At 74.5% G+C, this 26,664-nt stretch carries 19 protein-coding genes; 9 read left to right on the forward strand and 10 right to left on the reverse strand.

Annotated elements, in window-relative coordinates:
* Positions 1 to 29: 29 nt before the first annotated feature.
* From VM636_RS21035 to VM636_RS21050, 4 genes are read right to left on the reverse strand one after another with little or no spacing between them, the layout of a single operon-like run.
* On the reverse strand, positions 30 to 458 hold the full coding sequence (locus VM636_RS21035; RefSeq protein ID WP_030419754.1) for a transcriptional repressor: 429 nt from the start codon (positions 456 to 458) through the stop codon (positions 30 to 32).
* Positions 459 to 518: 60 nt separating this feature from the next.
* Positions 519 to 1,421 carry a metal ABC transporter permease gene (locus VM636_RS21040; RefSeq protein ID WP_030419753.1) on the reverse strand — a complete coding sequence of 301 codons (903 nt, stop codon included), beginning with the start codon at positions 1,419 to 1,421 and terminating at the stop codon, positions 519 to 521.
* Positions 1,421 to 2,200 (reverse strand): metal ABC transporter ATP-binding protein, encoded by a 780-nt coding sequence (locus tag VM636_RS21045; RefSeq protein ID WP_030419752.1) that lies wholly within the window; start codon positions 2,198 to 2,200, stop codon positions 1,421 to 1,423. Before VM636_RS21045 ends, VM636_RS21040 begins: the two co-directional genes overlap by 1 nt.
* 35 nt (positions 2,201 to 2,235) lie before the next feature.
* A complete protein-coding gene (locus VM636_RS21050) occupies positions 2,236 to 3,225 on the reverse strand; it encodes a metal ABC transporter substrate-binding protein (RefSeq protein ID WP_053912510.1) in 990 nt (329 codons plus the stop codon).
* A 138-nt stretch (positions 3,226 to 3,363) separates the two neighbouring features.
* On the opposite strand from VM636_RS21050, the gene VM636_RS21055 reads away from it, so the two are divergent.
* On the forward strand, positions 3,364 to 4,746 hold the full coding sequence (locus VM636_RS21055) for a glycine--tRNA ligase (protein ID WP_030419750.1): 1,383 nt from the start codon (positions 3,364 to 3,366) through the stop codon (positions 4,744 to 4,746).
* A gap of 131 nt (positions 4,747 to 4,877) precedes the next feature.
* Here the strand turns inward: VM636_RS21055 and VM636_RS21060 are convergent, their stop codons facing one another.
* The gene (locus VM636_RS21060; protein WP_053912511.1) at positions 4,878 to 5,957 is read right to left on the reverse strand and encodes a chitinase; all 1,080 of its coding nucleotides are present in this window, start codon (positions 5,955 to 5,957) and stop codon (positions 4,878 to 4,880) included.
* A gap of 318 nt (positions 5,958 to 6,275) precedes the next feature.
* Here VM636_RS21060 and VM636_RS21065 point away from each other — a divergent pair, with 318 nt between their 5' ends.
* The 4 genes from VM636_RS21065 to VM636_RS21080 all read left to right on the forward strand — a co-directional run bounded on the left by VM636_RS21065 (position 6,276) and on the right by VM636_RS21080 (position 13,226).
* On the forward strand, positions 6,276 to 7,280 hold the full coding sequence (locus VM636_RS21065; protein ID WP_053912512.1) for an aldo/keto reductase: 1,005 nt from the start codon (positions 6,276 to 6,278) through the stop codon (positions 7,278 to 7,280).
* Between the two features lie 23 nt (positions 7,281 to 7,303).
* On the forward strand, positions 7,304 to 7,891 hold the full coding sequence (locus VM636_RS21070; protein WP_030419747.1) for a TetR family transcriptional regulator: 588 nt from the start codon (positions 7,304 to 7,306) through the stop codon (positions 7,889 to 7,891).
* 121 nt (positions 7,892 to 8,012) lie between these two features.
* Positions 8,013 to 8,852 (forward strand): hypothetical protein, encoded by an 840-nt coding sequence (locus tag VM636_RS21075; RefSeq protein WP_338485340.1) that lies wholly within the window; start codon positions 8,013 to 8,015, stop codon positions 8,850 to 8,852.
* A 9-nt stretch (positions 8,853 to 8,861) separates the two neighbouring features.
* A complete protein-coding gene (locus tag VM636_RS21080) occupies positions 8,862 to 13,226 on the forward strand; it encodes a cation-translocating P-type ATPase (protein WP_030419745.1) in 4,365 nt (1,454 codons plus the stop codon).
* A gap of 16 nt (positions 13,227 to 13,242) precedes the next feature.
* Here the strand turns inward: VM636_RS21080 and VM636_RS21085 are convergent, their stop codons facing one another.
* Positions 13,243 to 14,694, reverse strand: a complete 1,452-nt coding sequence (locus VM636_RS21085; RefSeq protein WP_030419744.1) for an MFS transporter — start codon at positions 14,692 to 14,694, stop codon at positions 13,243 to 13,245.
* Between the two features lie 97 nt (positions 14,695 to 14,791).
* Here VM636_RS21085 and dusB point away from each other — a divergent pair, with 97 nt between their 5' ends.
* Entirely contained in the window at positions 14,792 to 15,958 is a 1,167-nt protein-coding gene (gene dusB, locus VM636_RS21090) for a tRNA dihydrouridine synthase DusB (protein ID WP_030419743.1), read from the forward strand.
* A gap of 33 nt (positions 15,959 to 15,991) precedes the next feature.
* On the opposite strand, the gene VM636_RS21095 is transcribed toward dusB, so the two are convergent.
* Positions 15,992 to 17,560, reverse strand: a complete 1,569-nt coding sequence (locus VM636_RS21095) for a hypothetical protein (protein ID WP_051821268.1) — start codon at positions 17,558 to 17,560, stop codon at positions 15,992 to 15,994.
* 1,400 nt (positions 17,561 to 18,960) lie between these two features.
* Here VM636_RS21095 and ppdK point away from each other — a divergent pair.
* The gene (gene ppdK / locus VM636_RS21100; RefSeq protein WP_030419741.1) at positions 18,961 to 21,654 is read left to right on the forward strand and encodes a pyruvate, phosphate dikinase; all 2,694 of its coding nucleotides are present in this window, start codon (positions 18,961 to 18,963) and stop codon (positions 21,652 to 21,654) included.
* Between the two features lie 207 nt (positions 21,655 to 21,861).
* On the opposite strand, the gene VM636_RS21105 is transcribed toward ppdK, so the two are convergent.
* Complete coding sequence (locus tag VM636_RS21105) at positions 21,862 to 22,314, reverse strand: excalibur calcium-binding domain-containing protein (RefSeq protein WP_338485344.1); 453 nt, start codon at positions 22,312 to 22,314, stop codon at positions 21,862 to 21,864.
* Positions 22,315 to 22,807: 493 nt separating this feature from the next.
* On the opposite strand from VM636_RS21105, the gene VM636_RS21110 reads away from it, so the two are divergent.
* Positions 22,808 to 23,590, forward strand: coding sequence for a TSUP family transporter (locus VM636_RS21110; RefSeq protein WP_030419739.1), 783 nt, complete (start codon positions 22,808 to 22,810; stop codon positions 23,588 to 23,590).
* Between the two features lie 25 nt (positions 23,591 to 23,615).
* Here VM636_RS21110 and VM636_RS21115 read toward each other — a convergent pair whose 3' ends face one another.
* Both VM636_RS21115 and VM636_RS21120 read right to left on the reverse strand, forming a co-directional pair.
* Positions 23,616 to 24,242 carry a class F sortase gene (locus VM636_RS21115; RefSeq protein ID WP_030419738.1) on the reverse strand — a complete coding sequence of 209 codons (627 nt, stop codon included), beginning with the start codon at positions 24,240 to 24,242 and terminating at the stop codon, positions 23,616 to 23,618.
* Positions 24,243 to 24,380: 138 nt separating this feature from the next.
* Entirely contained in the window at positions 24,381 to 24,908 is a 528-nt protein-coding gene (locus VM636_RS21120; protein WP_338485346.1) for a hypothetical protein, read from the reverse strand.
* A gap of 411 nt (positions 24,909 to 25,319) precedes the next feature.
* Between VM636_RS21120 and VM636_RS21125 the strand changes: the two genes are divergently transcribed.
* Complete coding sequence (locus tag VM636_RS21125; RefSeq protein ID WP_030419736.1) at positions 25,320 to 26,630, forward strand: deoxyguanosinetriphosphate triphosphohydrolase; 1,311 nt, start codon at positions 25,320 to 25,322, stop codon at positions 26,628 to 26,630.
* Positions 26,631 to 26,664 lie beyond the last annotated feature (34 nt).

Here is a 26,664-nt window from a genome sequence, read left to right on the forward strand (position 1 = left end):
CGTCCGCGGCCCTCGTGGCCGGGGGTGACTCAGGCCGGCGGCGTCGCCTCGGCCGCCGCGCACTCGGCGCAGGTGCCGAAGATCTCCACGGTGTGCGCCACGTCGACGAAGCCGTGCTCGGCGGCGACGGCCTCCGCCCACTTCTCCACCACCGGGCCCTCCACCTCGACGGCCTTGCCGCAGGTGCGGCAGACGAGGTGGTGGTGATGGTCGTCGGTGGAGCACCGCCGGTAGACGGACTCGCCCTCCGCGGTGCGCAGGACGTCGACCTCCCCGGCGTCGGCGAGGGATTGAAGTGTCCGGTAGACCGTGGTGAGCCCCACCGAGTCGCCCTTGTGCTTGAGCATGTCGTGGAGTTCCTGCGCGCTGCGGAATTCCTCGACCTCTTGGAGAGCCGCCGCCACGGCGGCCCGCTGCCGAGTGGCGCGGCCCTTCACGGGCGGTCCAGCGGTCGTCACGGGGATGCCTCCTCACGTCTGCACTGCCGGGGCCATTGTGCCAGTCCGGCAGTGCGGAGGTCAGATACCGCCCTCCTCGGCGGCCCCCCGGGTGGCGGGGATGCGGTACTCCGCCGGGTCCCCGGAGCTCTCGGCGCCGGCCCCGGCCCGCGCGCGCCGCCGGGCCAGCGGGGTCGCCAGCGCGGTCAGGGCGATGAAGACGGCGATGGTCAGCAGCACGATCGTCGCGCCGGGCGGCACGTCCTGGTAGTACGAGGTGACCGTGCCGCCGAGGGTGACGCCGACGCCGATGGCGACGGCGATGGCGAAGGTGGCGGCGAAGCTGCGGCTGAGCTGCTGGGCGGCGGCGACCGGCACCACCATCAGCGCGGAGACCAGCAGCAGGCCGACGACGCGCATGGCGACCGTGACGGTCACGGCGGCCGTGACGGCGGTGAGCAGGTTCAGCGCGCGCACCGGCAGCCCGGTGACCCGGGCGAACTCCTCGTCCTGGCTGACCGCGAAGAGCTGCCGGCGCAGTCCCAGGGTGACCAGGACCACGAAGGCGGCGAGCACGCAGATCGCGGTCACGTCGGCATCGGAGACGGTCGTCAGGGAGCCGAAGAGGTACGAGGTCAGGTTGGCGTTGGAGCCGGTCGGGGCGAGGTTGATGAACATCACGCCGCCCGCCATGCCCCCGTAGAAGAGCATGGCGAGGGCGATGTCGCCGCGGGTCCTGCCGTACCAGCGGATCAGCTCCATGAGGACGGCGCCGAGGACGGAGACCGCGGCGGCCATCCACACGGGGGACCAGGAGAGCAGGAAGCCGAGGCCGACGCCGGTCATCGCCACGTGGCCGATGCCGTCGCCCATGAGGGCCTGGCGGCGCTGGACGAGGTAGATGCCGATGGCGGGCGCGGTGATGCCGACCAGGACGGCGGCCAGCAGGGCCCGCTGCATGAAGGCGTAGTTCAGGAGGTCCATCAGCTCAGCAGTCCCGTGCGCATCGGTGCGGTGTCCGCCGGCTCGTGCGGGTGGACGTGGTCGTGGCCGGGCAGGGCGTGCTGCCCGAGGGCCTCGGGGGGCGGCCCGTCGTGCAGGACGCAGCCGTCGCGCAGGACGACGGCCCGGTCGATGAGGGGCTCCAGGGGGCCCAGCTCGTGCAGGACGAGCAGGACGGTGGTGCCGGCCCCGACCTGGGCGCGCAGGGTGCGGGCCAGCACCTCCTGGCTGGCGAGGTCGACGCCCGCCATCGGCTCGTCCATGATCAGCAGTTCGGGTTCGGCGGCGAGCGCGCGGGCGATCAGGACCCGCTGGTGCTGTCCGCCGGAGAGGGCGTCCACGGAGTCCCTGGCCCGGTCCGCCATGCCGACCAGTTCCAGGGCGCGGCGCACGGCCGCGTGGTCGGCCTTGCGGAGGCGGCCGAGGCGGGTGCGGGAGAGCCGGCCGGAGGAGACGACCTCGGTGACCGTGGCGGGGACGCCGCCCGCGGCCGTGGTGCGCTGCGGGACGTAGCCGACGCGCGCCCAGTCGCGGAACCGGCGGCGGGGGACGCCGAAGAGCGCCACCTCCCCGGCGGCGACCGGGACCTGGCCTATGAGGGTGCGCACGGCGGTGGACTTGCCGGAGCCGTTGGCCCCGAGCAGGGCGACCACCTCGCCGCGGCGCACGGTGAGGTCGATGCCGCGCAGCACCGGGCGGGAGCCCAGGTCGGCGCGGACGCCGCTCAGGGAGATCACGGCTTCCTTCGTGCGCTCGCTCATGCGGGCCTCCGGGTCGTCTCGTTCCGGGCGGGGGGTCATTTGGCTCCGAGGGCCTTCTGGAGGGCCGCGAGGTTGGCGTCCATGACCTGGATGTAGTCGTCGCCGCGGGAGGCGTCGGTGATGCCCTCCAGGGGGTCGAGGACGTCGGTCTTCAGCCCGGTGTCGCGGGCGAGGGTCTTCGCGGTCTTGTCGCTGACCAGCGTCTCGTAGAAGACGGTGGTGACGCCGTCGGCCTTGGCGGTCTCGGAGAGTTCGCGGACCCGGGCGGCGCTGGGCTCGGACTCCGGGTCGAGGCCGCTGATGGCCTCCTCGGTCAGTCCGTAGCGCTCGGCGAGGTAGCCGAAGGCGGCGTGGGTGGTGATGAAGACCTTGGTCTTCGTGTCCTTCAGGCCGGTCTCGAAGCGGGTGTCCAGCTCGCCGAGGCGGGCGACGAGGTCGGCGGTGTTCTTCTCGTAGTCGGCCGCGTGGTCGGGGTCGGCCTTGCCGAACGCCTTGCCGACGCCCTTGGCGACCTCGGCGTACTTGACCGGGTCGAGCCAGACGTGCGGGTCCTTGCCGCCGTGGTCGTGGCCGTGGCCGTCGTCGTCCGCGTGCTCGTCGTGCCCGTCGTGGGCGTCGTGCCCGTCGTGACCGGCGGCGTGGTCCTCCAGGGTGGTGAGCGTGGCCGCGTCGATCTTCGTCGTGATGCCGGACTGGGCGATGGCCTCGTCGACGGAGGGCTGGAGGCCCTTGAGGTAGAGGGCCGCGTCCGAACTTTCGAGCTGTGCCCGCTGCTTGGCGCTGATCTCCAGGTCGTGCGGCTCCTGGCCGGGCTGCGTCAGACTGGTCACGTTGACGTGATCGCGGCCTATCTGTTCGGCGAGGAAGGCCATCGGGTAGAACGACGCGACGACGTCGAACTTGTCGGTGTTGCCCGCCTTGCCCGTCGCGGAATCGTCGGTGGAGCAGGCGGAAAGGGTCCCGAGACCCAGGAGGGCGGTCGCGGTGACCGCTATGCCGGATATGGTGCGTCGTCGTGCGTTCATGACTCCCATTTTCAACGAAACTGGAAACCGTTGTCAACAAGGGGCCGATTTGGTCCGGGGGCCGTCCCCGCCGGTAACCTGGGTCATTCTCTGGAAGCATCTCGCTTCGTCGCCCGTCGTCGTAATGAAGAGAGCACCGTGGCCGCCGACAAGATCGACACCATCGTCAGCCTGAGCAAGCGCCGTGGCTTCGTATTCCCGTGCAGTGAGATCTACGGCGGACAGCGTGCCGCCTGGGACTACGGTCCGCTGGGTGTCGAGCTCAAGGAGAACCTGAAGCGCCAGTGGTGGCGCTACATGGTCACCTCGCGCGAGGACGTCGTCGGTATCGACTCGTCCGTCATCCTTGCCCCCGAGGTGTGGGTGGCCTCCGGCCATGTCGCCACCTTCACCGACCCGCTCACCGAGTGCACCGCCTGCCACAAGCGGTTCCGCGCGGACCACCTGGAGGAGGCGTACGAGGAGAAGAAGGGCCGCGCCCCCGAGAACGGCCTCGCGGACGTCAACTGCCCCAACTGCGGCAACAAGGGCCAGTTCACCGAGCCCAAGCAGTTCTCCGGTCTGCTCTCCACCCACCTCGGCCCCACCCAGGACTCCGGCTCGGTCGCCTACCTGCGCCCCGAGACCGCCCAGGGCATCTTCACCAACTTCGCCCAGGTGCAGACCTCTTCGCGCCGCAAGCCGCCCTTCGGCATCGCCCAGATCGGCAAGTCCTTCCGCAACGAGATCACGCCCGGCAACTTCATCTTCCGGACCCGCGAGTTCGAGCAGATGGAGATGGAGTTCTTCGTCAAGCCGGGCGAGGACGAGGAGTGGCAGGAGTACTGGATGCAGCAGCGCTGGAACTGGTACACCGGTCTCGGCATGCGCGAGGAGAACATGCGCTGGTTCGAGCACCCGAAGGAGAAGCTCTCCCACTACTCCAAGCGCACCGCCGACATCGAGTACCGCTTCCAGTTCGGCGGCAGCGAGTGGGGCGAGCTGGAGGGCGTCGCCAACCGCACCGACTACGACCTCGGCGCCCACTCCAAGGCGTCCGGCCAGGACCTCTCCTACTTCGACCAGGAGGCCGGCGAGCGCTGGACGCCGTACGTCATCGAGCCGGCGGCCGGTCTCGGCCGGGCGATGCTCGCCTTCCTGCTCGACGCCTACGTCGAGGACGAGGCGCCCAACGCCAAGGGCAAGCTGGAGAAGCGCGTCGTGCTGCGCCTGGACCACCGCCTCGCGCCGGTGAAGGTCGCCGTGCTCCCGCTCTCCCGCAACCCGGAGCTGTCGCCGAAGGCCAAGGGCCTCGCCCAGGCCCTGCGCCAGAACTGGAACATCGAGTTCGACGACGCGGGCGCCATCGGCCGCCGCTACCGCCGCCAGGACGAGATCGGCACCCCGTACTGCGTGACCGTCGACTTCGACACCCTCGAGGACAACGCGGTGACGGTGCGCGAGCGTGACTCCATGAAGCAGGAGCGCGTGTCGCTGGACCAGATCGAGGGCTACCTGGCCTCGCGTCTGGTCGGCTGCTAGGACGCCGTCCGGCGGGGGCCTCGCCGCCCCCGCCGGACGCGGAACGCCGGACGAGCCGTGGTGGCCCGTCCGGCGTTCCGCGTTTTCGGGCCCCGCGGGCGCCCATGCGGGCGCACGGGGGCCCGGGAGGGTCAACGGCCCTGGAGGGCCTTGACGTTGTCGCCGAAGGTCCAGTTCTTCGACCCGTCCCAGTTGATCGACCACGTCATGAGGCCCTTGAGGCTCGTGCCGTAGTGGTTCCACGCCTGCGCGACCTGGGCCGGGGCCATGTGGCCGCCGCCGGCGCCCGGCTGCGCGGGCAGGCCCGGGACCTGCTTGTCGTAGGGCACCCGGATCGTCGTGCCCTGGATGACCAGGCCCTTGTCCAGGCAGTCGGTCTGCGCGGTGAAGCCCTGCACGGTGCCGGCCGCGTAGGAGTCGCCGGAGCAGCCGTACATGCTGCCGTTGTAGTACTGCATGTTCAGCCACCACAGGCGGCCGTTGTCCGCGTACTTCTTGATGATCGGCAGGTACGCGCCCCAGATCGACCCGTAGACCACGCTGCCGCCGGTCACGTACGCGGTCTCCGGGGCCATGGTCAGGCCGAAGCCGGCCGGCATCCGCTCCAGCACGCCGTCGATGATGCGGATCAGGTTGGCCTGCGAGGGGGAGAGCCGGCCGATGTCGCCCGTGCCGGTCAGCCCGGTCTCGATGTCGATGTCGATGCCGTCGAAGTTGTACGTCTTCAGGATCGGCACGATCGTCTCGACGAACCGGTCGGCGACGGCGGTGGAGTTGAGGTCGATGCCGGCCGTCGCCCCGCCGATGGAGAGCAGGATCGTCTGCCCGGCCGCCTTCGCCGCGCACATCTCCGCCGGGGTCGCCACCTTCACGCCCGCGTCCATCCCGTCCTCCCACAGCGCCGTGCCGTCGGAGCGGATGACCGGGAAGGCCGCGTTGATCACGTTGTAGCCGTGCTGGGCGATGCGGGAGTCGGTGATCGGGGTCCAGCCGAAGGGCGGGTGGACGCCGTTGGAGGAGCCGTCCCAGTTCTCCCAGTAGCCCTGGAGGACCTTGCCGGCCGGCTTGGGCTTCAGGGCGCAGGTGTCGGCGGCGGGGGCGGGGGCGGGGGCCGGGGCGGCCGACGCGGCCGGGGCGGAGGCGAGCGCGAGTGGCGCGAGGACGGCCGCGGTGAGCGCGGCGGCGAGCGAACGGACGGTGCGGCGGACCATGCGTGGCCTCCCGGTGGGGGTGCGGCGAGGAGCGGGGACATGCGGAACCGGCGGTGTGGGGCCGCCGGTTGGTGTCGATGACATGACAGTCGTCGTCGGGGACGACAGTGCTCTGGTCCAGACCATTCGTCAAGAGGTCTGGACCAAAACGATCGAGGAGGGGTGGTGCCGTGATGGACCGGCCGGCATCCGCGCCGAAGGGCGTCGCGCCTGGCCGCAAGGGGGCGCCCTGCTCCTCGCGGAGGGGGTGGCGGTCGTTGACGGATCAAAGACTGACAGAGATGGAAATCTGTCATCTGTCATGCGAGGGTGGAGGGCATGACGATGAGCACCCGCTCCCTCGGAACCACCGGACCCCAGGTCTCCGCCCTCGGCCTCGGCTGCATGGGCATGTCCGCCCTCTACGGCGACGCCGACCGTGCCGAGTCGATCGCCACCGTGCACGCCGCCCTCGAAGCGGGCGTCACCCTGCTCGACACCGGCGACTTCTACGGCATGGGCCACAACGAGATGCTGATCGGCGAGGCGCTGCGCACCGCCCCCGCCGCCCGCCGCGAACAGGCCCTCGTCAGCGTCAAGTTCGGCGCCCTGCGCGACCCCGGCGGCGACTGGCTCGGCTACGACGGCCGTCCCGACGCGGTGCGCACCTTCGCCGCGTACTCGCTGCAGCGCCTGGGCGTCGACCACATCGACGTCTACCGCCTCGCCCGCCTCGACCCCGACGTCCCCGTCGAGGAGACCGTCGGCGCCGTCGCCCGGCTCGTCGAGGAGGGGTACGTGCGCCACATCGGCCTGAGCGAGGTCGGCGCCGCCACCCTGCGCCGGGCCGCCGCGACCGCCCCCGTCAGCGACCTCCAGACCGAGTACTCGCTCCTCTCCCGGGGCATCGAGGACGAGATCCTGCCGGCCGCCCGCGAACTGGGCGTCGCGGTCACCGCGTACGGCGTCCTCTCCCGCGGGCTGCTCTCCGGCCACTTCGCCCGCGACCGGCGGCTCGCCGCGACCGACTTCCGCGCCCACGCGCCCCGCTTCCAGGGCGAGAACCTCCAGCGCAACCTGGACCTCGTCGACGCCCTGCGCGAGGTCGCCGAATGCAAGGGCGCCACCGTCGCCCAGACCGCCATCGCCTGGGTGCTCTCCCGCGGCGAGGACATCGTGCCGCTGGTCGGCGCCCGCACCCGCGAGCGGCTCGCCGAGGCGCTCGGCGCCCTGGACGTCACCCTCGACGAGGCCGACCTCGCGGCCGTCGAGCGGGCGGTGCCCCCGGGGGCCGCGGCCGGCGACCGCTACCCCGAGGCCCAGATGGCCCACCTGGAGCGCTGAACCGTCCGGGTACGGTCGGGGCCATGGCACCGACCTCCGAGCCCCTGACCCCCGAACGCATCCTCGAAGCCACCGAGGAGGTGCTGCGCCGGCACGGCCCGGTCAAGGCCACCGTGGTCGACGTGGCCCGCGCGCTCGGGGTCAGCCACGGCAGCGTCTACCGGCACTTCCGCACCAAGGCGGCGCTGCGCGAGGCGGTCACCGAGCGGTGGCTGGAGCGGGCCTGCGGCGAACTGGCCGGGATCGCCGACGCCGAGGGCGATCCCGGCCGGCGGCTGCGGCAGTGGCTGTGGGCCCTGTTCGCGGCCAAGCGCCGCAAGGCGGGCGAGGACCCCGAACTGTTCGCCACGTACACCGTGCTCGCCGGGGAGAACGGCGCCGTGGTCGGCGCGCACCTGGCCGAGCTGACCGGGCAGCTCACCCGGATCGTCCGGGCGGGCGTGGCGGACGGTTCCTTCACCGTCGCCGATCCGGCGGCCGCCGCCCGCGCCGTCTTCCACGCCACCGCCCGCTTCCACGACCCCTGCCATGCCGAGGAGTGGGAACGACCCGGCGTCGAGGCGGAGTTGGCGGCCGTCGTCGACCTGCTGGCGCGCGGGCTGCGGGGCTGAACGGGGGACGGGCCGGCCCACCGGGTGAGGCCGTCGGGATGAGTGCTCGAAGTGCGGGAACCCGCGGAAGTGCGGAAGGTGAGGTTCCAGGGTTTCCAGTTCGCACAGGGCGAGGACAGTCATGGCTGAGCAGAAGTCGGCGCAGACGCTCCCGCGGCCGTTGCACGCGGCCGCCTCGGCGCTGCGGAAGGTGCCGGGCGCCGGCACGGTCGGCAAGGTCGCCGAAGGGACGCTGGACCGGATCGGCGCGGTCTCGCCGCGCGGCCGGCGCCTCGTCGTCTACACCGGCGCCGGGGTGCTCGGCGTCGCCGGTCTGGTCGAGTGGCCGGTGGCGCTCACCGGAGCGGCCGTCGCCTGGCTGACCCAGCCCCGGCCGCACGAGGCCGACGGCGCCGCCGACGGGAACGGCGGGCGGGCGGTGCGGGAGACCGGCGCGGGTGCCGGGGGGCGTGCCGCGCGCACGGCCCCCGGTCAGGCCGCCGAGAAGGCCGGTACGGGGGCCCGCGAGACGCCCCCCGCGGCTCGTACGGGCTCCGCCGCCACCCCCGGCACGGTCGCCCGGCCCGCCCCGGCGGCGACGGCCGGCGGGGCCGCGAAGAGCGCCGCCGCGGCACGGCGTTCGGGGGGCGTGAAGAGCACCGCCGTGAAGAACGCCGCCGCCAGGAGCGCCGCCGCCAAGAAGTCGGCCACCGCCCGGAAGACCACCGCCCGGAAGACGGCCGCCGCGAAGAAGACCACCACGGCGCAGAAGACCGCCGCGCAGAAGACCGCCGCGCAGAAGACCGCTGCCCAGAAGACCGCTGCCCAGAAGAGCACCGCGCGCGGGTCCGCCGCCGCGAAGAAGACCGCCACCGGGAAGACGGCCACCCCGCGCACGGCCGCCGAGCAGACCGGCGCGGCCCGGAACGCCGCCGCCCGCCGCGCTGCCGCCGGTTCGGCCCGTACCGGGAAGGCGGGCTGAGGACGCGCGATGACCGGTGGACTCCTGACGCGTTCCCCGGCCGCCGTCGCCGGGTTCGTCCTGGCCGGACCCCGGCTGCTCGCCCGCGGCACCGCGCCCGCCGTGGGCGCCGCCGCCGGCGCGGTGGCCGGCACCGCGCGCGCCGGGGTGCGCGGCGCGGACTTCGCCGCCCGCGCGGCCCGCGTCGCCCGCGCCGCGCTGCCCGGCGGCTCCCGCCGGTGGCGGGCCGGCCCCCGCGCCCACCTCGCCCTCGTCCCCGCCGCACCCGAGAAGGTGCGGCAGGCGGGCGGCCGGGAACGCGCCGCCCGCCGGGTCGCCGCGGCCCTCGCCGAACACCCGGACGTGGCCGTCGCCTACTGGGACGCCGGCCTCGCCCGCCTGGTCGTCACCGCCACCGAGGACGCCCTCACCGACCGCGTCCTCGACCGCGCCGCCACCCTCGCCGAGGAGCACGGACTCGCCCCCGCGGACGACCCCGTGGAGGAACTCGCCCACCCCGGCGACCCCACCTCCGTCCGCGTCGCCGCGACCGCGCTGGGCGTCGACGCGCTCGGCGTCGCCGTCGCCGTGACCGCCTCCTCCCTGCGCCTGCCGCCCTCGCCGCGCCTGATCACCGCCGTGACGACCCTGCTCCGCGAGAACCCCGCCTTCCGCGCCTGGCTGCGCGCCCGGGTCGGCCACCACCGCATGGACGTCGCCCTCGCCACCGCCAACGCGGCCGTGCACGGCGCCGGCCAGACCCCCGCCTCCCTCGTCCTCGACGGGGCGCTGCGCGCCTGCCAGCTCACCGAGGCGGTGACCCGCACGGCCGCCTTCGACGCCGTCCACGACCGGCTGTGCGTCCCCGGCCGCGGCAGCCTGCCCGCCGCCCCCGCGCTGCGGCCCGCGCCGCGCACCTCCCCGGCCCAGGAGTACGCCGCCCACGCCTCCACCGGCAGCGTGGCCGGCGCCGCGGCCACCCTGCTCGTCAAGCACGACCTCCACGAGGCCGCCGAGGCGGTCCTGGCCGGCTCCCCCAAGGCCGCCCGGTACGGGCCCGCCGTCTTCCGCGCCGTCCTCGGCACGGCGCTCTCGCGCACCGGCGTCCTCGTCCGCGACCCCGAACGGCTCGGCCAACTGGAGATGGCCGGCACCGTCGTCCTGCACCCCAGCGCGCTGCGCGCCCCAGGCGCGGGCGCCGACCCCTGGACGGAGGAGGTCCTCGACGCGGCCCGCCGCGCCGGACTGCGCGTGGTGATGGTCGAGGACCCGGCCCTCGCGGACTTCTCCGGCCTCGCCGACCAGGTCGTCTCCGCCGCCCGGCCGCTCGCGGACGTGGTCGCGGAGGTGCGCGGCGACGGCGGCGTCCTCGCCGTCGTCCGCCCCCGCCCCGGCGACCCCCCGGCCGTCACCGCCGGGCTCTACGCGGCGGACGTGGCCGTCGCGCTCGCCGACGCCGACGCGCCGGTCGCCTGGGGCGCCGACGTCCTCGCCCCGGGCGGCCTCGCCGACGTGTGGCGGCTGCTGCGCGCCGTCCCCGCCGCCCGCACCGTCGGCCGGCGCTCCCAGGTGCTGGCCCGCTCCGGCGCCGCCCTGTCCGGGCTGCTGGTGGCGGTCGGCGAGAAACGGCGCCGCAGCGGCCCCACCGTCCTGCCGGGTCTGCGCCACGCCCCCGTCGACGGCGCCGCCGCCGCGGCCCTGTTCTCCGGCACCCGGGCCGCCCTGAGCGTGGCCGCCGCCCGCGCCCCCCGTCCCCGGCCCCGCGTGGCCTGGCACGCCCTCGACCTGGACGACGTGCACGACCGGCTGGAAGCCGCACGCGAAGCCGAACCCACCGCCGTCGAACGGGCCACCGCCGGACTGCGGGCCGCGGCCGAACGCACCGGCCGCGTCCGGGCGCTGGCCCCGGCCCGCTGGACGTGGCACCTCGCCCGCGCCGTACGCGGCGAACTCGACGACCCCCTCACCCCCGTCCTCGCCGTCGGCTCCGCCGCCTCCGCGATCCTCGGCTCCGTCGTCGACGCCCTGCTCGTCGTCGGCGCCCTCGACGTCAACGCGCTGGTCGGCGGCTTCCAGCGGCTGCGCGCCGAACGGGCCCTGTCCGGACTCCTCGCCGAACAGGAGCAGAAGGCCCGCCTCACCCGCGCCGAGACCCCCGACGGCAACGGCGGCGCACCCTTCACCCCGCCGGCCGCCGGAGCCGCCCCGCGCATCGTGGACGCGGCCGACCTCCACCCCGGCCAGGTGATCGAGATCCAGACCGACGACGTCGTGCCCGCCGACGCCCGGCTGCTGTGGGAGGACGGACTGGAGGTCGACGAGTCCGCGCTCACCGGGGAGTCCCTGCCCGTCGACAAGAGCGTCGACCCGGCGCCCCGCGCCCCGATGGCCGAACGGCACTGCATGGTCTTCGAGGGCACCACCGTCGTCGCCGGCCGCGCCTGGGCCGTCGTCGTCGACACCGGCGACCACACCGAGGCCGCCCGCGCCGTCGCGCTCGCCGCCCGCACGCCCGCCGCCGCCGGTGTCCAGGCCCGGCTGCAGGAACTCACCCGCAAGGCGCTCCCGCTGACCCTGGCCGGCGGCGCCGCGGTGACCGGCCTGTCCCTGCTGCGCGGAACGCCCGTGCGCCAGGCCGTCAGCGGCGGCGTCTCCGTCGCCGTGGCCGCCGTCCCCGAGGGGCTGCCGCTGGTCGCCACCGTGGCCCAACTGGCCGCGGCCCGGCGGCTCGGGCGCCGCGGCGTCCTCGTCCGCACCCCGCGCACCCTGGAGGCGCTGGGCCGGATGGACACCGTCTGCTTCGACAAGACCGGCACGCTCACCGAGAACCGGCTGCGGCTGGTCAAGGTCGCGGACGCGGGCGGCACCGTGCACCGGGTGGGGCAGGACGAGGCCGGCGCCGCGGTCCGCACCGCCGCCCGCGCCTGCCCCCGGCTCAACGGCGACCGCTCCCGCCCCGCCCACGCCACCGACGAGGCGATCCTCGACGCGGCCGGGCCCGACCCGCGCTGGACGCAGGAGGAGGGCCTGCCCTTCGAGACCTCCCGCGGCTACGCCGCCGCCGTCGGCCGGGACGCGGACGGGGCACCGGCGCTGGTGGTCAAGGGCGCCCCCGAGGTCCTGCTGCCCGCCTGCCCCGCGCTGCCCGCGCACGCCGTCGAGACCGCCCACGCCCTGGCCCGCGCCGGGCTGCGCATCATCGCGGTCGCCGGCCGGCCGCTGCGCCCCGGGGAGGAGGCCGTCGACGTCCTCGAACAGCCCCTGGAAGGGCTGGAGTTCACCGGGCTGCTGGCCCTGTCCGACGTGGCCCGCGAGACCTCCCCGGCGCTGGTGCGCGGCCTGCGCGAGGCGGGTGTACGGCCCGTGGTGCTCACCGGCGACCACCCGCAGACCGCCCGCGCCATCGCCGCCGACCTCGGCTGGCCCGAGGACGCCACCGTGGTCACCGGCGACGAACTCGCCGCCGCCGACCGCTTTGCACGCTCCCGGATGCTGCGCGACGCCGACGTCGTGGCCCGGGTGGCACCCGAGCAGAAGCTCCAGGTCGTCGAATCGCTGCGGGACGCCGGACGGGTCGTCGGCATGGTCGGCGACGGCGCCAACGACGCCGCCGCGATCCGCGCCGCCGACATCGGCGTCGGCATCAACGCGCGCGGTTCCGCCGCCGCCCGCAACGCCGCCGACCTCGTGGTGACCGGCGACGACCTGCTCGTCCTGGTCGAGGCCGTGCGCGAGGGCCGGGCGCTGTGGCACAGCGTCGCCGACGCCATCGCCATCCTGATCGGCGGCAACGCGGGCGAGGTCGGCTTCGGCATCCTCGGCACCGTCCTCGGCGGCGCCGCCCCGCTCTCCACCCGCCAGATGCTGCTGGTCAACCTCTTCACCGACCTGTTCCCCGCGATGGCCGTCGCGGTCACCCCGAGCGGCGACCCCGAGGAGGAGGACCCCGGCGCGGGCGCCCCGCTGGGCACCGCCGTCCTCGGCGCCCCCCTGATCCGCCAGATCCGGCACCGGGCCCTGACCACCTGCCTCGGGGCGACGGCCGCCTGGCTCTTCGGCCGCTTCACGCCGGGCACCGCGCGCCGCTCGACCACCATGGCCCTGTGCGCCGTCGTCGGCACCCAGCTCGCCCAGACCCTCACCGACCGCCGCGACAGCCGCCTGGTCCAGGTGACGTCCCTGGGTTCCGCCGCCGTCCTGGTCCTCCTGGTGCAGAACCCGTTCACCAGCCGCCTCGTCGGCTGCACGCCGCTCGGCCCCGTCGCCTGGACCGGCGTCACCGCCGCCATCGCCCTGGCCCTCGTCGGCCAACGCGCCCTGCCGCACGTCGAATCCGCCCTGATGCGCTACTGGCCCCAGCTCAAACCCCACCTCCCCCAAGCCCTCCTGCCGTGAGGAGGACGGGGACGTCTCAGCGCCGGGTGGCGAGGGTGTCGTCGTCCCGGAGGCCGGGGGAGTGCAGGCGCTGTGCCGTGCGGGCGGCCGTGCGGCGGCCCCAGGAGCCGGTGGTGAGGGCGCCGACGACCAGCACCGTCAGCCCGCACCCGGCCAGGACCCACCAGCCCGGCCGCGCCGCCGCCACGAACGCCTCCCGGTACGTCGAGGCGCCCACGCCCGCCGCGAGCAGCGCGCCGACCACCGCCACGCCCAGGGTCTGGCCCAGTTGGCGGCTGGTGGAGGCGACGGCGGCGGCGACCCCGGCCTGAGCGCGGGGCATGCCGGAGACGGCCGTGTTGGTGATGGGCGCGTTGACGAAGCCGAAGCCCACGCCGAACAGCACGTAGCCGAGGAACAGGGTGGCGTCGGCGGTCTCCGCGCGGAACGCGGCGAACAGCGTCCCGCTCACCGTCAGGGCGGCGCCGGCCACGAGCAGGGGCAGGCGCGGCCCCCGGTTGCCGACCAGCCGTCCGGACAGCGGGGCGCACAGGAAGGTCGGCACCGCCATCGGCAGCATCCACAGCCCCGCCTCCAGCGCGCTCAGCCCGCGCACGTTCTGGAGGTAGAGCGTGGACAGGAACAGGAAGCCGCCCAGCGAGGCGAAGGCGCTCACCGCGATCACCGTGGCCCCGCTGAACGGCGCCGAGCGGAAGAAGCGCAGGTCGATGAGGGGTTCCGTGCGGCGCGGCTCGTACCAGAGCAGTCCGCCCAGCGCGGCCAGCGCCACCGCGGCGAAGGGCAGCACCGTGGCCGCCCCGGCCGTCGGCGCCTCGATGATCGCGTACGTCAGGGAGCCGAAGAGGACGATCACCATCACCTGGCCCAGCGGGTCCGGGCGGCGGGCCCGCGGCGCCCGCGACTCCGGGACGAACCGCAGCGTCAGCAGCAGCGCCGCCAGCCCCACCGGCAGGTTGAGCCAGAAGATCGACCGCCACCCCACCGAGTCCACCAGCAACCCGCCCACCAAGGGCCCGGCGGCCATGGAGAGGCCGACGACCGCGCCCCACACCCCGATGGCGCGGGCGCGTTCGCGGGGGTCGGTGAAGGTGTTGGTGATGATCGACATGGCGACCGGGTTGAGCATCGAGCCGCCCACCGCCTGCACCATCCGGAACACCACCAGCCACTCCTGTCCGGGGGCCAGCGAGCAGAGCACGGAGCCGAGGGTGAAGACGACCAGCCCGGTCATGAAGACCCGTTTGCGGCCGATCCGGTCCGCCGTCGACCCGGCGAGCATCAGCAGCGCGGCGAGCACCAGCGTGTAGCCGTCGATGGTCCACTGGAGGCCCGCCGTGGTGGCGTGCAGATCGCGCTGCAGGGCCGGGAGGGCCACGTTCAGCACGGTGTTGTCGAGGCTCACGATCAGCAGGCTCATACAGCAGATGGCGAGCACGAGCATGCGGCGGCGGTGGCTCGGCTCGGACATGGGTTCCATCGTACGCGTATGTCGATAGTGCGGTTAACTAATGACCGATACAGGGTCTTCGCGTCGGGCCACCTCCGGCGTGCGCGACAATGGGGCTATGCCCACGCCCACCACGCCCGCCGCGCTCACCACGCACCCGACGCTGCCGATCGGCCCGCACGCCGTCGCCCCGCCCGTGGTGCTGGCGCCGATGGCCGGGATCACCAACGCGCCCTTCCGCACCCTGTGCCGGGAGTTCAGCGGCGGCAAGGGCCTCTTCGTGAGCGAGATGATCACGACCCGGGCGCTGGTCGAGCGCAACGAGAAGACCATGCAGCTCATCCGCTTCGACGCCACCGAGACCCCGCGCTCCATCCAGCTCTACGGCGTCGACCCGGCCACCGTCGGCAAGGCCGTCCGCATGATCGCGGACGAGGACCTCGCCGACCACATCGACCTCAACTTCGGCTGCCCGGTCCCCAAGGTCACCCGCAAGGGCGGCGGATCGGCCCTGCCCTACAAGCGGAACCTGCTGCGGGCCATCCTGCGCGAGGCCGTCGCCGGCGCCGGGGACCTGCCCGTGACGATGAAGATGCGCAAGGGCATCGACGACGACCACCTCACCTACCTGGACGCCGGCCGCATCGCCGTCGAGGAGGGCGTCACCGCCATCGCGCTGCACGGCCGCACCGCCGCCCAGCACTACGGCGGCACCGCCGACTGGGACGCCATCGCCCGCCTCAAGGAGCACGTCCCCGAGATCCCCGTCCTCGGCAACGGCGACATCTGGTCCGCCGACGACGCCCTGCGCATGGTCCGCGAGACCGGCTGCGACGGGGTCGTCGTCGGCCGCGGCTGCCTGGGCCGCCCGTGGCTCTTCGCCGACCTCGTCGCCGCCTTCGAGGGCCGCCCCGGCGACTTCGTCCGGCCCGCCCTGCGCGAGGTCGCCGACGTGATGGTCCGGCACGCCGCGCTGCTCGGCGAGTGGACCGGCGACGAGTCCCGCGGCGTGACCGACTTCCGCAAGCACGTCGCCTGGTACCTCAAGGGCTTCGCGGTCGGCTCCGAGATGCGCCGCCGCCTCGCCGTCGCCTCCTGCCTGGACGACCTGCGCCGCGGGCTCGGCGAACTCGACCTCGACCAGCCCTGGCCCACCGGCGCCGACGGGCCCCGCGGCCGGACCTCCGGCAACAACCGCGTCGTCCTGCCCGAGAACTGGCTGGCCGACCCGTACGACGCCGCGGGTGTCGGCGCCGACGCCGAACTGGACACCTCCGGCGGCTGACCCGGTCCGGGCCGGCCGCCGGGAGGGCCGGGCTCAGCCCCTGGTGGGGTGCGGGGTCGAGCCGTAGGCGGTCAGGAAGCGGTCCCGGAAGGCGCTCATCTTCCACACCGGCGCGTCGTGCTCGGGCCGCAGCCCGTCCGTCCACCCCCAGTCCGCGACGGCGTCCAGCACCTTCGGGTCACGGGCGGCGATCGTCACCGGCACGTCCCGGCCGGCGTTCGTCCCGCTCACCCGGGAGATCGGCTGGTGGTCGCCGAGGAAGACGAGGACCGTGTCGTCGGTCCCGTACCGCTCCAGCCACTGGGTGAGGCACGTGAGCGAGTACTCGATCGTCTTCCCGTACTCCTCGCGCGAGCGCGTCTCGTCCGCGATGATGTCGGCCGGTTTCTCGCCCTCCCGCTGGATCGCGCGGAAGACCGAGCCGTCGCCCACCTCGTCCCAGCCGACCATCCGGGGGATCGGCGCCCACGGCTGGTGGCTCGACGTCAGGATGATCTCCGCCATCAGCGGCTTGTCCCGCTTCCTGCCGTGCTCCAGCCGCTGGAACGCCTCCAGCGTGTACTGGTCCGGCATGGTGGACCAGGCGAACTTCGGGCCCCGGTAGCCGAGCCGGAAGGCGTTGTAGACCGTGTCGAGCCCGTGGAAGCGCGCCTCCGGCCACGCCTTCTGCACGCCCGGCATGACGCCGACCGTGTCCCAGGCGCCCGTCTCGCCGAACATCTTGGTCAGCGTGCGGTGCTCGCCCGACGTCACGGTGGTGTAGCGCTGCTGGTTGTCCACCCACAGGCCCGAGATGAACGTCGAGTGGCCGAGCCAGCTCCCCGCCCCGTACGCCGGTGAGGTCAGCCAGCCGCTCTTGGCGCGGTAACCCGCCGCCGCCAGCGCCTCCGTGCCCGTCTCCAGGGTCCGGTTGACGCCCGGGGCCATGATCGGGTCCTCGATGGCGCTGCGGCCGTAGCTCTCGACGAACGCGAAGATCACGTCCTTGCCGCGCAGGTCCGGCACGAGCTGGTCCGGGGGCGTGCCGCCGAACGCGTCCGTCCGCGCCTCCCGGGCGAAGGCCGCCTCGTCCCGGATCGTGTCCCGCACCCGGTCCTTCTGGGCCTGGACCGCGTGCGCCGCCCGGCCCGTGGCCAGCGGCATGCCGAAGAGCTGCAACCCCAGCACCGAGCAGGTGATCCACACGGTGCCGGCGATCAGCACGCCCCGCGTCGAGCGGTCCCGGTCGGCGGCCAGCACCTCACCGAGGCGCCGCACGGCCAGCACCGTCAGCAGCGGCAGGAGCAGCGCCAGGGCGACGGCACAGGCCACGGCCAGCACGGCGACCGTGCCGCCCATCGAGTCGGCGACGAAGCCGCGGGCGTCCTCCAGCAGCGCCCAGTCCAGGACGAGGTTGAAACCCCGGCCCAGGTACTCGCCGAAGCCGAGGTCCAGCACGTTCAGCACGGTCAGTACGCCGAGGAGGGTCCCGAGCAGCACCGCGGTGGCCCGCCGGGCCCGGCGCGGCAGGCTCAGCAGGATCGCGGCGCCGACGATCGCCTCGCCGGGTATCTGCGTGAACCGGTTCGCCTTCAGCGCGCCGAAGGTGTTCGGCAGGAGCAGCGCGGCGAGGACGAAGGCGGCGGCGAGGAGGGTGAGGCTCCGCCGGAGGACGGGGCGGCCGGCGCCGGCGGGGCGGAGCGAGGGGAAGGGGGCGGGGAAGGAGGCGCGGCGCCGGAGAAGGCGGGGGAGCGCGGAGAGACGGAGGAGGGCGGGGAGACCGGCGGGGCGCGCATTCCGCGGGGCGGGGGCCGGGGAGGGCCCGGCGTCGTCGGTCCGGTCGGGGCCCGGGGCGGGCGGGGTGCCGGCGGGGGGCTGCGGCCCGGGGTCCGATGCCGGGGTCGGGGCCGGCTCGGCGTCGGGGGCCGGGGCCGTCCGGGCGTCGGGGGCCTGACGGGGGGACGGCACCGGCTTGAGGCCGGGGCCGGGGCCGGGCGCCGGGTGCGCGTCCGTGGCCGGGTCCGTGGCCGGGTCCGTGTCCGGGCTCGCGTCCGTGCCCGGGTACGCGCCCGGTACGGCGTGGGCGGTGGCATCCGGTGCCTTTTCGGCGTCCGCAGCCCCGGGGGCCTCTGCCGCCCCGGGAGCCTCCGCCGTCTCGCCCGGCTTCCTCGGCCCCCGGGGCTCAGTGGCCTCCGCGGTCTCGCCGGTGCCGGCGGTCGCACCAGCCCGGTTCACCCCTTGAGGCTCGGCGGCCCCTGCCGCCGTATCCGTATCGGCGGTCGCGCCGGCCCCGCTCGCCCCCTGAGCCTCGGCGGTCTCCGCCGGTCCCCCCTCCGGCGGTGCCGGGCCCTCGGCGGGTTCCGCCCCCTTTGCCGGGTCCGGGCCGCAGGCCGGGGCGTGGGACGACTGGCGGAAGCGTGCGAAGACCGGCACCCGGAGGTCCTTCCCTACGGAACAGCAACGTGCGAAGTGGCGGACCCGGCGTGGGGGACCGGGCCCGCCGCCCATGTCGTACGGCCGCCGCGCCCCTGGCGTTCAACCGGAGGCGGTCGCGTTCCGGTCACGTCGCCGCGCGGGCCTCGCGCACGCGTCCGCATGGTGAAATCCGGGTGCCCCGAGGAGCGTGATTCTCGCCACCTCTGATAGCCCTACTGCTCAGATGAGCAATTGACGGGCCCCTCCATTTCCTCAAGCCGTGGCACTCAGTGCCACCAAATGATCGTTCATCGATCGAACTCAAACGTGGAGAATGGCGCTCAGGTGAGCGCAATGCCGCTTCTGTGGCCGCGCCCGCGTTCAAGAAGTGAAAACATCCCGGCTCGCTCGCTTGCCAAGCCTTGACTTTCGATCCGCTGGCACGTGCCCGGTTACGGGCGCATGACGCACAAGTGGACGTACCCACGGGCCTTTGATCTGGGTACATTCCTCGCCGTCAGGGCAGCCACCGCGTCCTCGAGGAGTCGAGACCCGTGTCGGAAAACAAAGATCTCCATGGAGCTGAGACGGCCAGCCGCGTTGAGGGCGTGAAGTTCGTCTACGACTTCACCGAGGGCAACAAGGACCTCAAGGACCTCCTCGGCGGCAAGGGCGCCAACCTCGCCGAGATGACCAACCTCGGCCTCCCCGTCCCGCCCGGCTTCACCATCACCACCGAAGCCTGCAAGGTCTACCTGGACAGCGGTGACGAGCCGGCGGAGCTGCGCGACGAGGTGAGTGCGCACCTCGCCGCCCTCGAGGCGACGATGGGCAAGAAGCTCGGCCAGGCCGACGACCCCCTCCTCGTGTCGGTCCGTTCCGGAGCCAAGTTCTCCATGCCCGGCATGATGGACACGGTCCTCAACATCGGCCTCTCCGACGCCTCGGTGCAGGGCCTCGCCAAGCAGGCGGGCGACGACCGCTTCGCGTGGGACTCCTACCGCCGTCTGATCCAGATGTTCGGCCGGACCGTCCTCGGCGTCGACGGCGACCTCTTCGAGGAGGCGCTGGAGAAGGCCAAGGAGGCGAAGAAGGTCACGGTCGACACCGAACTGGCCGCCGCCGACCTCAAGAAGCTCGTCACCACCTTCAAGAAGATCGTCAAGAAGGAGGCCGGCCGGGACTTCCCGCAGGACCCCCGGGAGCAGATGGACCTCGCCATCAAGGCGGTCTTCGAGTCCTGGAACGGCGACCGCGCGAAGCTCTACCGCCGGCAGGAGCGCATCCCGCACGACCTCGGCACCGCCGTCAACGTCTGCTCCATGGTCTTCGGCAACCTCGGCCCGGACTCCGGCACCGGCGTCGCCTTCACCCGCGACCCCGCCTCCGGCCACCAGGGCGTCTACGGCGACTACCTCCAGAACGCCCAGGGCGAGGACGTCGTCGCGGGCATCCGCAACACCGTCCCGCTCGCCGAGCTGGAGTCGATCGACAAGACGTCGTACGACCGGCTCATGCGGATCATGGAGACGCTGGAGAACCACTACAAGGACCTCTGCGACATCGAGTTCACGATCGAGCGCGGTCAGCTCTGGATGCTCCAGACCCGGGTCGGCAAGCGCACCGCCGGCGCCGCCTTCCGCATCGCCACCCAGCTCGTGGACCAGGGGCTCATCGGCGAGGCGGAGGCCCTCCAGCGCGTCACCGGCGCCCAGCTCGCCCAGCTCATGTTCCCCCGCTTCGACGAGGAGGCCAAGGTCGAGCAGGTCGGCCGGGGCATCGCCGCCTCCCCGGGCGCGGCGGTCGGCAAGGCCGTCTTCGACTCGTACACGGCCGTCAAGTGGTCGCGGTCCGGCGAGAAGGTCATCCTGATCCGCCGCGAGACCAACCCCGACGACCTGGACGGCATGATCGCCGCCGAGGGCATCCTGACCTCGCGCGGCGGCAAGACCTCCCACGCGGCCGTCGTCGCGCGCGGCATGGGCAAGACCTGTGTCTGCGGCGCCGAGGAGCTGGAGGTCGACACCAAGCGCCGGCGGATGACCGTACCCGGCGGGCGGGTCGTCGAGGAGGGGGACCTCATCTCGATCGACGGCTCGTCCGGCAAGGTCTACCTGGGCGAGGTGCCGGTCGTGCCGTCGCCCGTCGTCGAGTACTTCGAGGGCCGGATGCACCCGGGCGCCGACGACGCCGACGAACTGGTCGAGGCGGTGCACCGGATGATGGCGTTCGCCGACCGCAAGCGCCGGCTGCGGGTGCGCGCCAACGCCGACAACGCCGAGGACGCGCTGCGCGCGCGCCGCTTCGGCGCGCAGGGCATCGGCCTGTGCCGTACCGAGCACATGTTCCTCGGCGACCGGCGCGGGCTGGTGGAGCGGCTCATCCTCGCCGACACGGACGCCGACCGCGAGGAGTCGCTGAAGGCGCTGCTCCCGTTCCAGCGGCAGGACTTCGTCGAGCTGTTCGAGGCGATGGACGGGCTGCCGGTCACCATCCGGCTGCTGGACCCGCCGCTGCACGAGTTCCTGCCCGACATCACCGAGCTGTCGGTGCGCGTCGCCCTGGCCGAGTCCCGCCAGGAGCCGCACGAGAACGAGCTGCGCCTCCTGCAGGCCGTGCACCGGCTGCACGAGCAGAACCCCATGCTGGGCCTGCGCGGCGTCCGCCTCGGCCTGGTGGTCCCCGGCCTGTTCACCATGCAGGTGCGGGCCATCGCGGAGGCCGCGGCCGAGCGGCGGGCGGCCAAGGGCGACCCGCGCGCCGAGATCATGATCCCGCTGGTCGGCACCGTGCAGGAGCTGGAGATCGTCCGCGAGGAGGCGGACCGGGTCATCGAGGAGGTCGAGGCGGCCTCCGGCGCCCGGCTGAAGCTCTCCATCGGCACGATGATCGAGCTGCCGCGCGCCGCGCTGACGGCCGGCCAGATCGCCGAGGCGGCGGAGTTCTTCTCCTTCGGCACCAACGACCTGACCCAGACCGTGTGGGGCTTCAGCCGCGACGACGTGGAGGCGAGCTTCTTCACCGCGTACCTGGAGAAGGGCATCTTCGGCGTCTCCCCGTTCGAGACCATCGACCGGGACGGTGTGGGGTCCCTGGTGGCCGCGGCGGCGAAGGCCGGGCGGGCCACCCGCCCCGACCTCAAGCTGGGTGTCTGCGGCGAGCACGGCGGCGACCCGGAGTCGGTCCACTTCTTCCACGAGGTGGGGCTCGACTACGTCTCCTGCTCCCCGTTCCGCATCCCGGTGGCGCGGCTGGAGGCGGGCCGGGCGGCCGTCACCGCGGAGGGCAGCGACCACCGCTGAGCCCCGCCCCGGCGCGGACGTCCCGTCCGCGCCGGGGCGGTCAGACCCCGGAGCCGCCGTCTGTCACCCGACCACCTCACCGATCGGCGGCGGCTCCGGTCCCATGCGAAGAGGCGGCTCCCGTGCGGGGGAGCCGCCTCTCGTGCGTGCGCCCGGCCGCCGGGCCCCCGGAGGAAAGGGAACGGGGGCCCGGTGCCGGCGGCCCGGTCAGCCGCCGGCGCCGGCCCGGCGCCTGCGGGCGGCCACGAGCACGCCGCCGCCGGCGAGGGCGACGGCCGCGCCGCCCGCCGCCAGGTAGGGGGTGGCACCGTTGCCGCCGGTCTCCGCGAGGTCGGTGCCCTCGCGCCCGGCCTCGCCGGTGACGGTGCCGCCGGAGCCGGAGCCGGAGCCGGAGCCGGAGCCGGTGGCGCCCCCGCCGTCCCGGTCCTGGGCCGGCACGAAACCGGCGGGCGGCTTGTCGCAGCCCACGCCGTCGTTGTCGCGGTCCAGGTGCTTGCCGTAGTGGGGGTCGTTCGCGGGGATGTTCGCGTACCCGTGGGCGTACGCCTCGGAGCAGTTCGCGAACGGGTGGGTGCCGTCGTGCGCCGCGGCGACGGACGGCAGGGCGGCCAGCGCCAGCGCGGCGAGGGCCACGGCGGCGGGTTTGCGCGGGAGGCTCATCAACAGTCCTGAAAATGGAGTGGATTGGTGGGAAATGGGTGGCTCAGAAGGTACTGGGATCACGCCGGTGTGGAGGGAGTATGGAGGGCCCGTGATGAGAACGTGACGTGACCGGGTGGTGGCTCTCCGTCCGGTCCGGCCGTCGCGGGGCGCGGTGGTGCCGGCCGGGCGACGGGTGCGGCCCCGCCCCCACCAGCGGGGGAGTGCCGCGGCCCGTACCCGGGCCAACCACGGAACGGGCCCCGGGGTGGCGCGGGAGCGGGAGCGCGCGGGGGCGTGCGGGGGTGCGGGGGTGGTGGGGGAGTGCCGGGGGCGAGACGAGGGGGCGCGGCGCTGCCGGCCGGGGCCTCGGACGGGACGGCGCGTGGCCGGGAGGCCGCGGCGGCCGAGGTGTGGTCGGCGGGTCGCCGGCGTGATCGGAGGCTCGCGGGCAACCTCAGAAGTCGCTCAGGTCCATGGACGCCGCACCCGCCCGCTTCCTAGGGTCATGATCATGCCCGACATATCGCTGACCGTGGTCGTCCTGCTGTGCCTCGCCGCGTTCGCGGCCGGCTGGATCGACGCCGTGGTCGGCGGCGGCGGGCTCCTGCTGCTGCCCGCGCTGCTGCTCGGGCTGCCCGCCGGCACCCCGGCGGCCCACGCCCTCGGCACCAACAAGGCCGTCGCCATCGTCGGCACCACCGGCGCCGCGGTGACCTACGCCCGCAAGGCGCCGGTCGACGTCGTCATGGCCGTGCGGATCGGACTGGCCGCCCTCGCCGGATCGTCCGGCGGCGCCTTCTTCGCGGCCGGGATGAGCACCGAGGTCCTCAAACCGGTGATCATGGTCGTGCTGCTCGGGGTCGCGGCCTTCGTGATCCTGCGGCCCGCCTTCGGCACCGCCCCCGCGCCGGGACCGGTCACCCGCCGCCGGGTGTTCGCCGCGATCGGCCTGGCCGGCCTCGGCATCGGCTTCTACGACGGGCTCGTCGGCCCCGGCACCGGCACCTTCCTGGTGCTGGCGCTGACCGCCGTCCTCCACCAGGACCTGGTCACCGCCTCCGCCACCGCGAAGATCGTCAACTGCTGCACCAACGCGGGCGCCCTGGCCATGTTCGCCTGGCAGGGCGCGGTCCTGTGGCAGCTCGCCGCCCTGATGGCCGTCTTCAACCTGGCCGGCGGGACCCTCGGCGCCCGCACCGCCCTGAAGAAGGGCAGCGGCTTCGTCCGCGTCGTCCTGCTGACCGTCGTCTTCGCCCTGGTGGCGAACCTGGCCTACGAGCAGTGGCTGGCCTGACGCCCCGCACCGGAGGACACCGGGGTCAGCGGGCGCCGGTGAGGTGTGCGAAGACCACCACGTTGCCCTGGTAGCCGGTGCCCCGGGTGTAGCCGCCGCCGCAGGTGATCACCCGCAGTTCGGGCCGCGCCGCCGCGCCGTACACCTTCTCGTCCGGGAAGCCGGCCGCCGCGTACACCTCCACCGCGTCCACCGTGAACACCGCCACGCCCCCGTCGCGCCGGGCCACCTCGATCGCGTCGCCCTTCGCCAGCGCGCCGAGCCGGTAGAAGACGGCGGGGCCCTCGGCGTTGTCGACGTGCCCGGCGACGATCGCGGTGCCGCGCTCGCCCGGGGTGACGCCGTCCTCGTACCAGCCGGCCAGGTTCTTCTGCCGCGGCGGCGGGACGTCGAGGCTGCCGGAGGCGGTCAGGCCGAGGCCGGTCAGCGGGGCGTCCACGCCGATCGCCGGTATCCGGACCCGGTCGGGCGGCGAGGGCGCCAGCGCCGGGGCGGCGGACGCGCCCGTGTCCGGGCCCGTGCCGGAGGCGGCCTGGGCGGGGGAGGGCTGCGGCGGGGCGCCGGTCCCGGAGCCGCCGCCCAGCAGCCAGGCCCCGGCGCACAGGGCGACCACGGTGACGGCGGCTATCGCGGCGTCGCCCGACTTGCGCATGACGTCCCCCTGTCTCGGCTGTCCCTCGGCGGGCCTCGGGTTCCTCGGGTGCCCCGGCCCCCTCCGGGCCGCGAGGGGCGTCGGACCCGGAGGGGGCGGGGTGTGCGGTACCGGTGGACGGGCGGCGGAGGGTGCCCGTCAGATCCCGTCGCCTCTCGCCCGGCGATGCAGGAGCCAGGTACCGCCCGCGGCGGCGACGGCCAGCGCCGTCACACCGGCCGCGGTCTGCACGGGGCCGGGGCCGAGCGCGCCGCCGACCCCCGTCTTCACACTCCCCCGCGGATGCACCTGGGCCGCCGAGGTCAGCGTGACCTCCAGGTCGCCGGCGACCCGGCGCCCGCTCTCCCCACAGGTCGCGACGATCTCGTACGTCCCCGGCTGCGCGCTCGACGGCACCGTGAACCGGCCGATCGCCTCGCCCCGGTGCGTGGTCGGCGCCAGCGCGAAGGTGCCGCCGCCCACCGCGGTGGCGTCGCCGGCCGCCGAGCCGTTCTCGCCGCAGGCCGCCGTGTTCACCGTCGCGCCGTCGCCCGGCACGACCGAGGACGGGTACACGTCCAGGCGGCCGGGGGCCGTGCCGTCCCCGGCGTACGCGCCCGGCGCGGTGGCGAGACCCGCCGCCACGGCGAGCGCGGTACCGGTCAGCAGGCGGGCGGTACGTCGCATCGGTGCTCCTTCGCGCGTCATCGGTGGCCCTGCCCTTCCGAGGAAAGGCCCCCCGCACCCCGCCCGCTCCCTGAACTCCGGTCAGGAATGGGATGAACGGGTGTCGCCGTCCGCTCCGGCGCGCGGGCGCCCCGCGCCGTTTGGCCAGGTCACCGGCGCCGCCCGCACCGGCACCGGAAAAGATCCCGAACCGCCTCCGCCGGGCCTGTGAACGGGTGATCACCCCAGCCGAACGGGCCTGCGGCCCCCGGCCCCCGGCCCCGGGGCCCGCGACCCCCCGGCTCCTGGCTCCGGCCCCGGGGCCCGCCGCCGCCCCGGGCCCGCGCTCCCCGCCCCGTGCCGGGGGCGGCTCCCCGCCCCGCTCCGGAGGCGGACCGTCGCCCCGCGCACCGCCCCCGTACTGTCGAAGGCATGGAAGGCACCGCTCACCCCGCGCCCCCCGCCCCCGCGCCCTACGACCCCGGCTCCCTGGCCCGCTGGGCCGCCGAGCCGGACAAACGTCCCGGCCGCACCGCCTTCCAGCGGGACCGCGCCCGCGTCCTGCACTCGGCCGCCCTGCGCCGGCTGGCCGGCAAGACGCAGGTCGTCACCCCGGGCGTGACCGGCCCCGTACCGGCCTGGGACGCCAGCCCCCGCACCCGGCTCACCCACTCCCTGGAGTGCGCCCAGGTCGGCCGGGAACTGGGCGCCGCCCTCGGCTGCGACCCCGACCTCGTCGAGGCGGCCTGCCTCTCCCACGACCTGGGCCACCCGCCCTTCGGCCACAACGGCGAACAGGCGCTGAACGAGTTCGCCGCGGACTGCGGCGGCTTCGAGGGCAACGCCCAGTCGCTCCGGCTGCTCACCCGCATCGAACCGAAACGGTTCGTCACCGACCCGGCCTCCGGCGAACCGGTCAGCGTCGGCCTCAACCTCACCCGCGCCACCCTCGACGCCGCCACCAAGTACCCCTGGCCGCGCGGCGCCCACCCCACCGACCCGGCCTCCGCCAAGTTCGGCGTCTACGAGGACGACCTGCCCGTCTTCGCCTGGCTGCGCGAGGGCGCCCCCGGCACCCGCACCTGCTTCGAGGCCCAGGTCATGGACTGGGCCGACGACGTGGCGTACTCGGTGCACGACGTGGAGGACGGCCTGCACGCCGGGCACATCGACCCGAACTGCCTGCTGGCCGACCCCGAACGCGAGGACGTCTTCGCGGTCGCCGCCGCCCGCTACGCCCCGGACGCCGGCCCGGCGGAACTCGCCGCGGCCCTCGACCGCCTCCTCGCCCAGGACTGGTGGCCGCACGGCTACGACGGCACCGCCGTCGCCCAGGCCCGGCTGAAGGACGCCACCAGCCAGCTCATCGGCCGCTTCTGCCTCGCCGCCGAGGGCGCCACCCGGGCCGCCTGGGGCTCCGGCCGCCTCACCCGGTACACGGCCGAACTGGTCGTGCCCCGCGAGACCCGGACGGAGTGCGCCGTCCTCAAGGCCGTCGCCGACCGCTACGTCATGCAGCGCGCCGAGCAGGAGCGGCTCCGCGCCGACCAGCGGGTCGTCGTCGCCGAACTCGCCGAGGCGCTCACCGCCCGCGCCCCGGACGGACTCGACCCCCAGTTCCGCGCCCTGTTCGACCGCGCCGGCGACGACCGCGCCCGCAAACGGGTGATCGTGGACCAGATCTCCTCCCTCACGGACGCCTCGGCCCGCTCGCTTCACGCACGGCTGACCGGACATCCGTGAGACTGGCGGGACGGCGGTGACCCGGACGCCCCCG

Source organism: Streptomyces sp. SCSIO 75703 (assembly GCF_036607905.1).
In the GTDB taxonomy this organism is placed as follows: domain Bacteria; phylum Actinomycetota; class Actinomycetes; order Streptomycetales; family Streptomycetaceae; genus Streptomyces.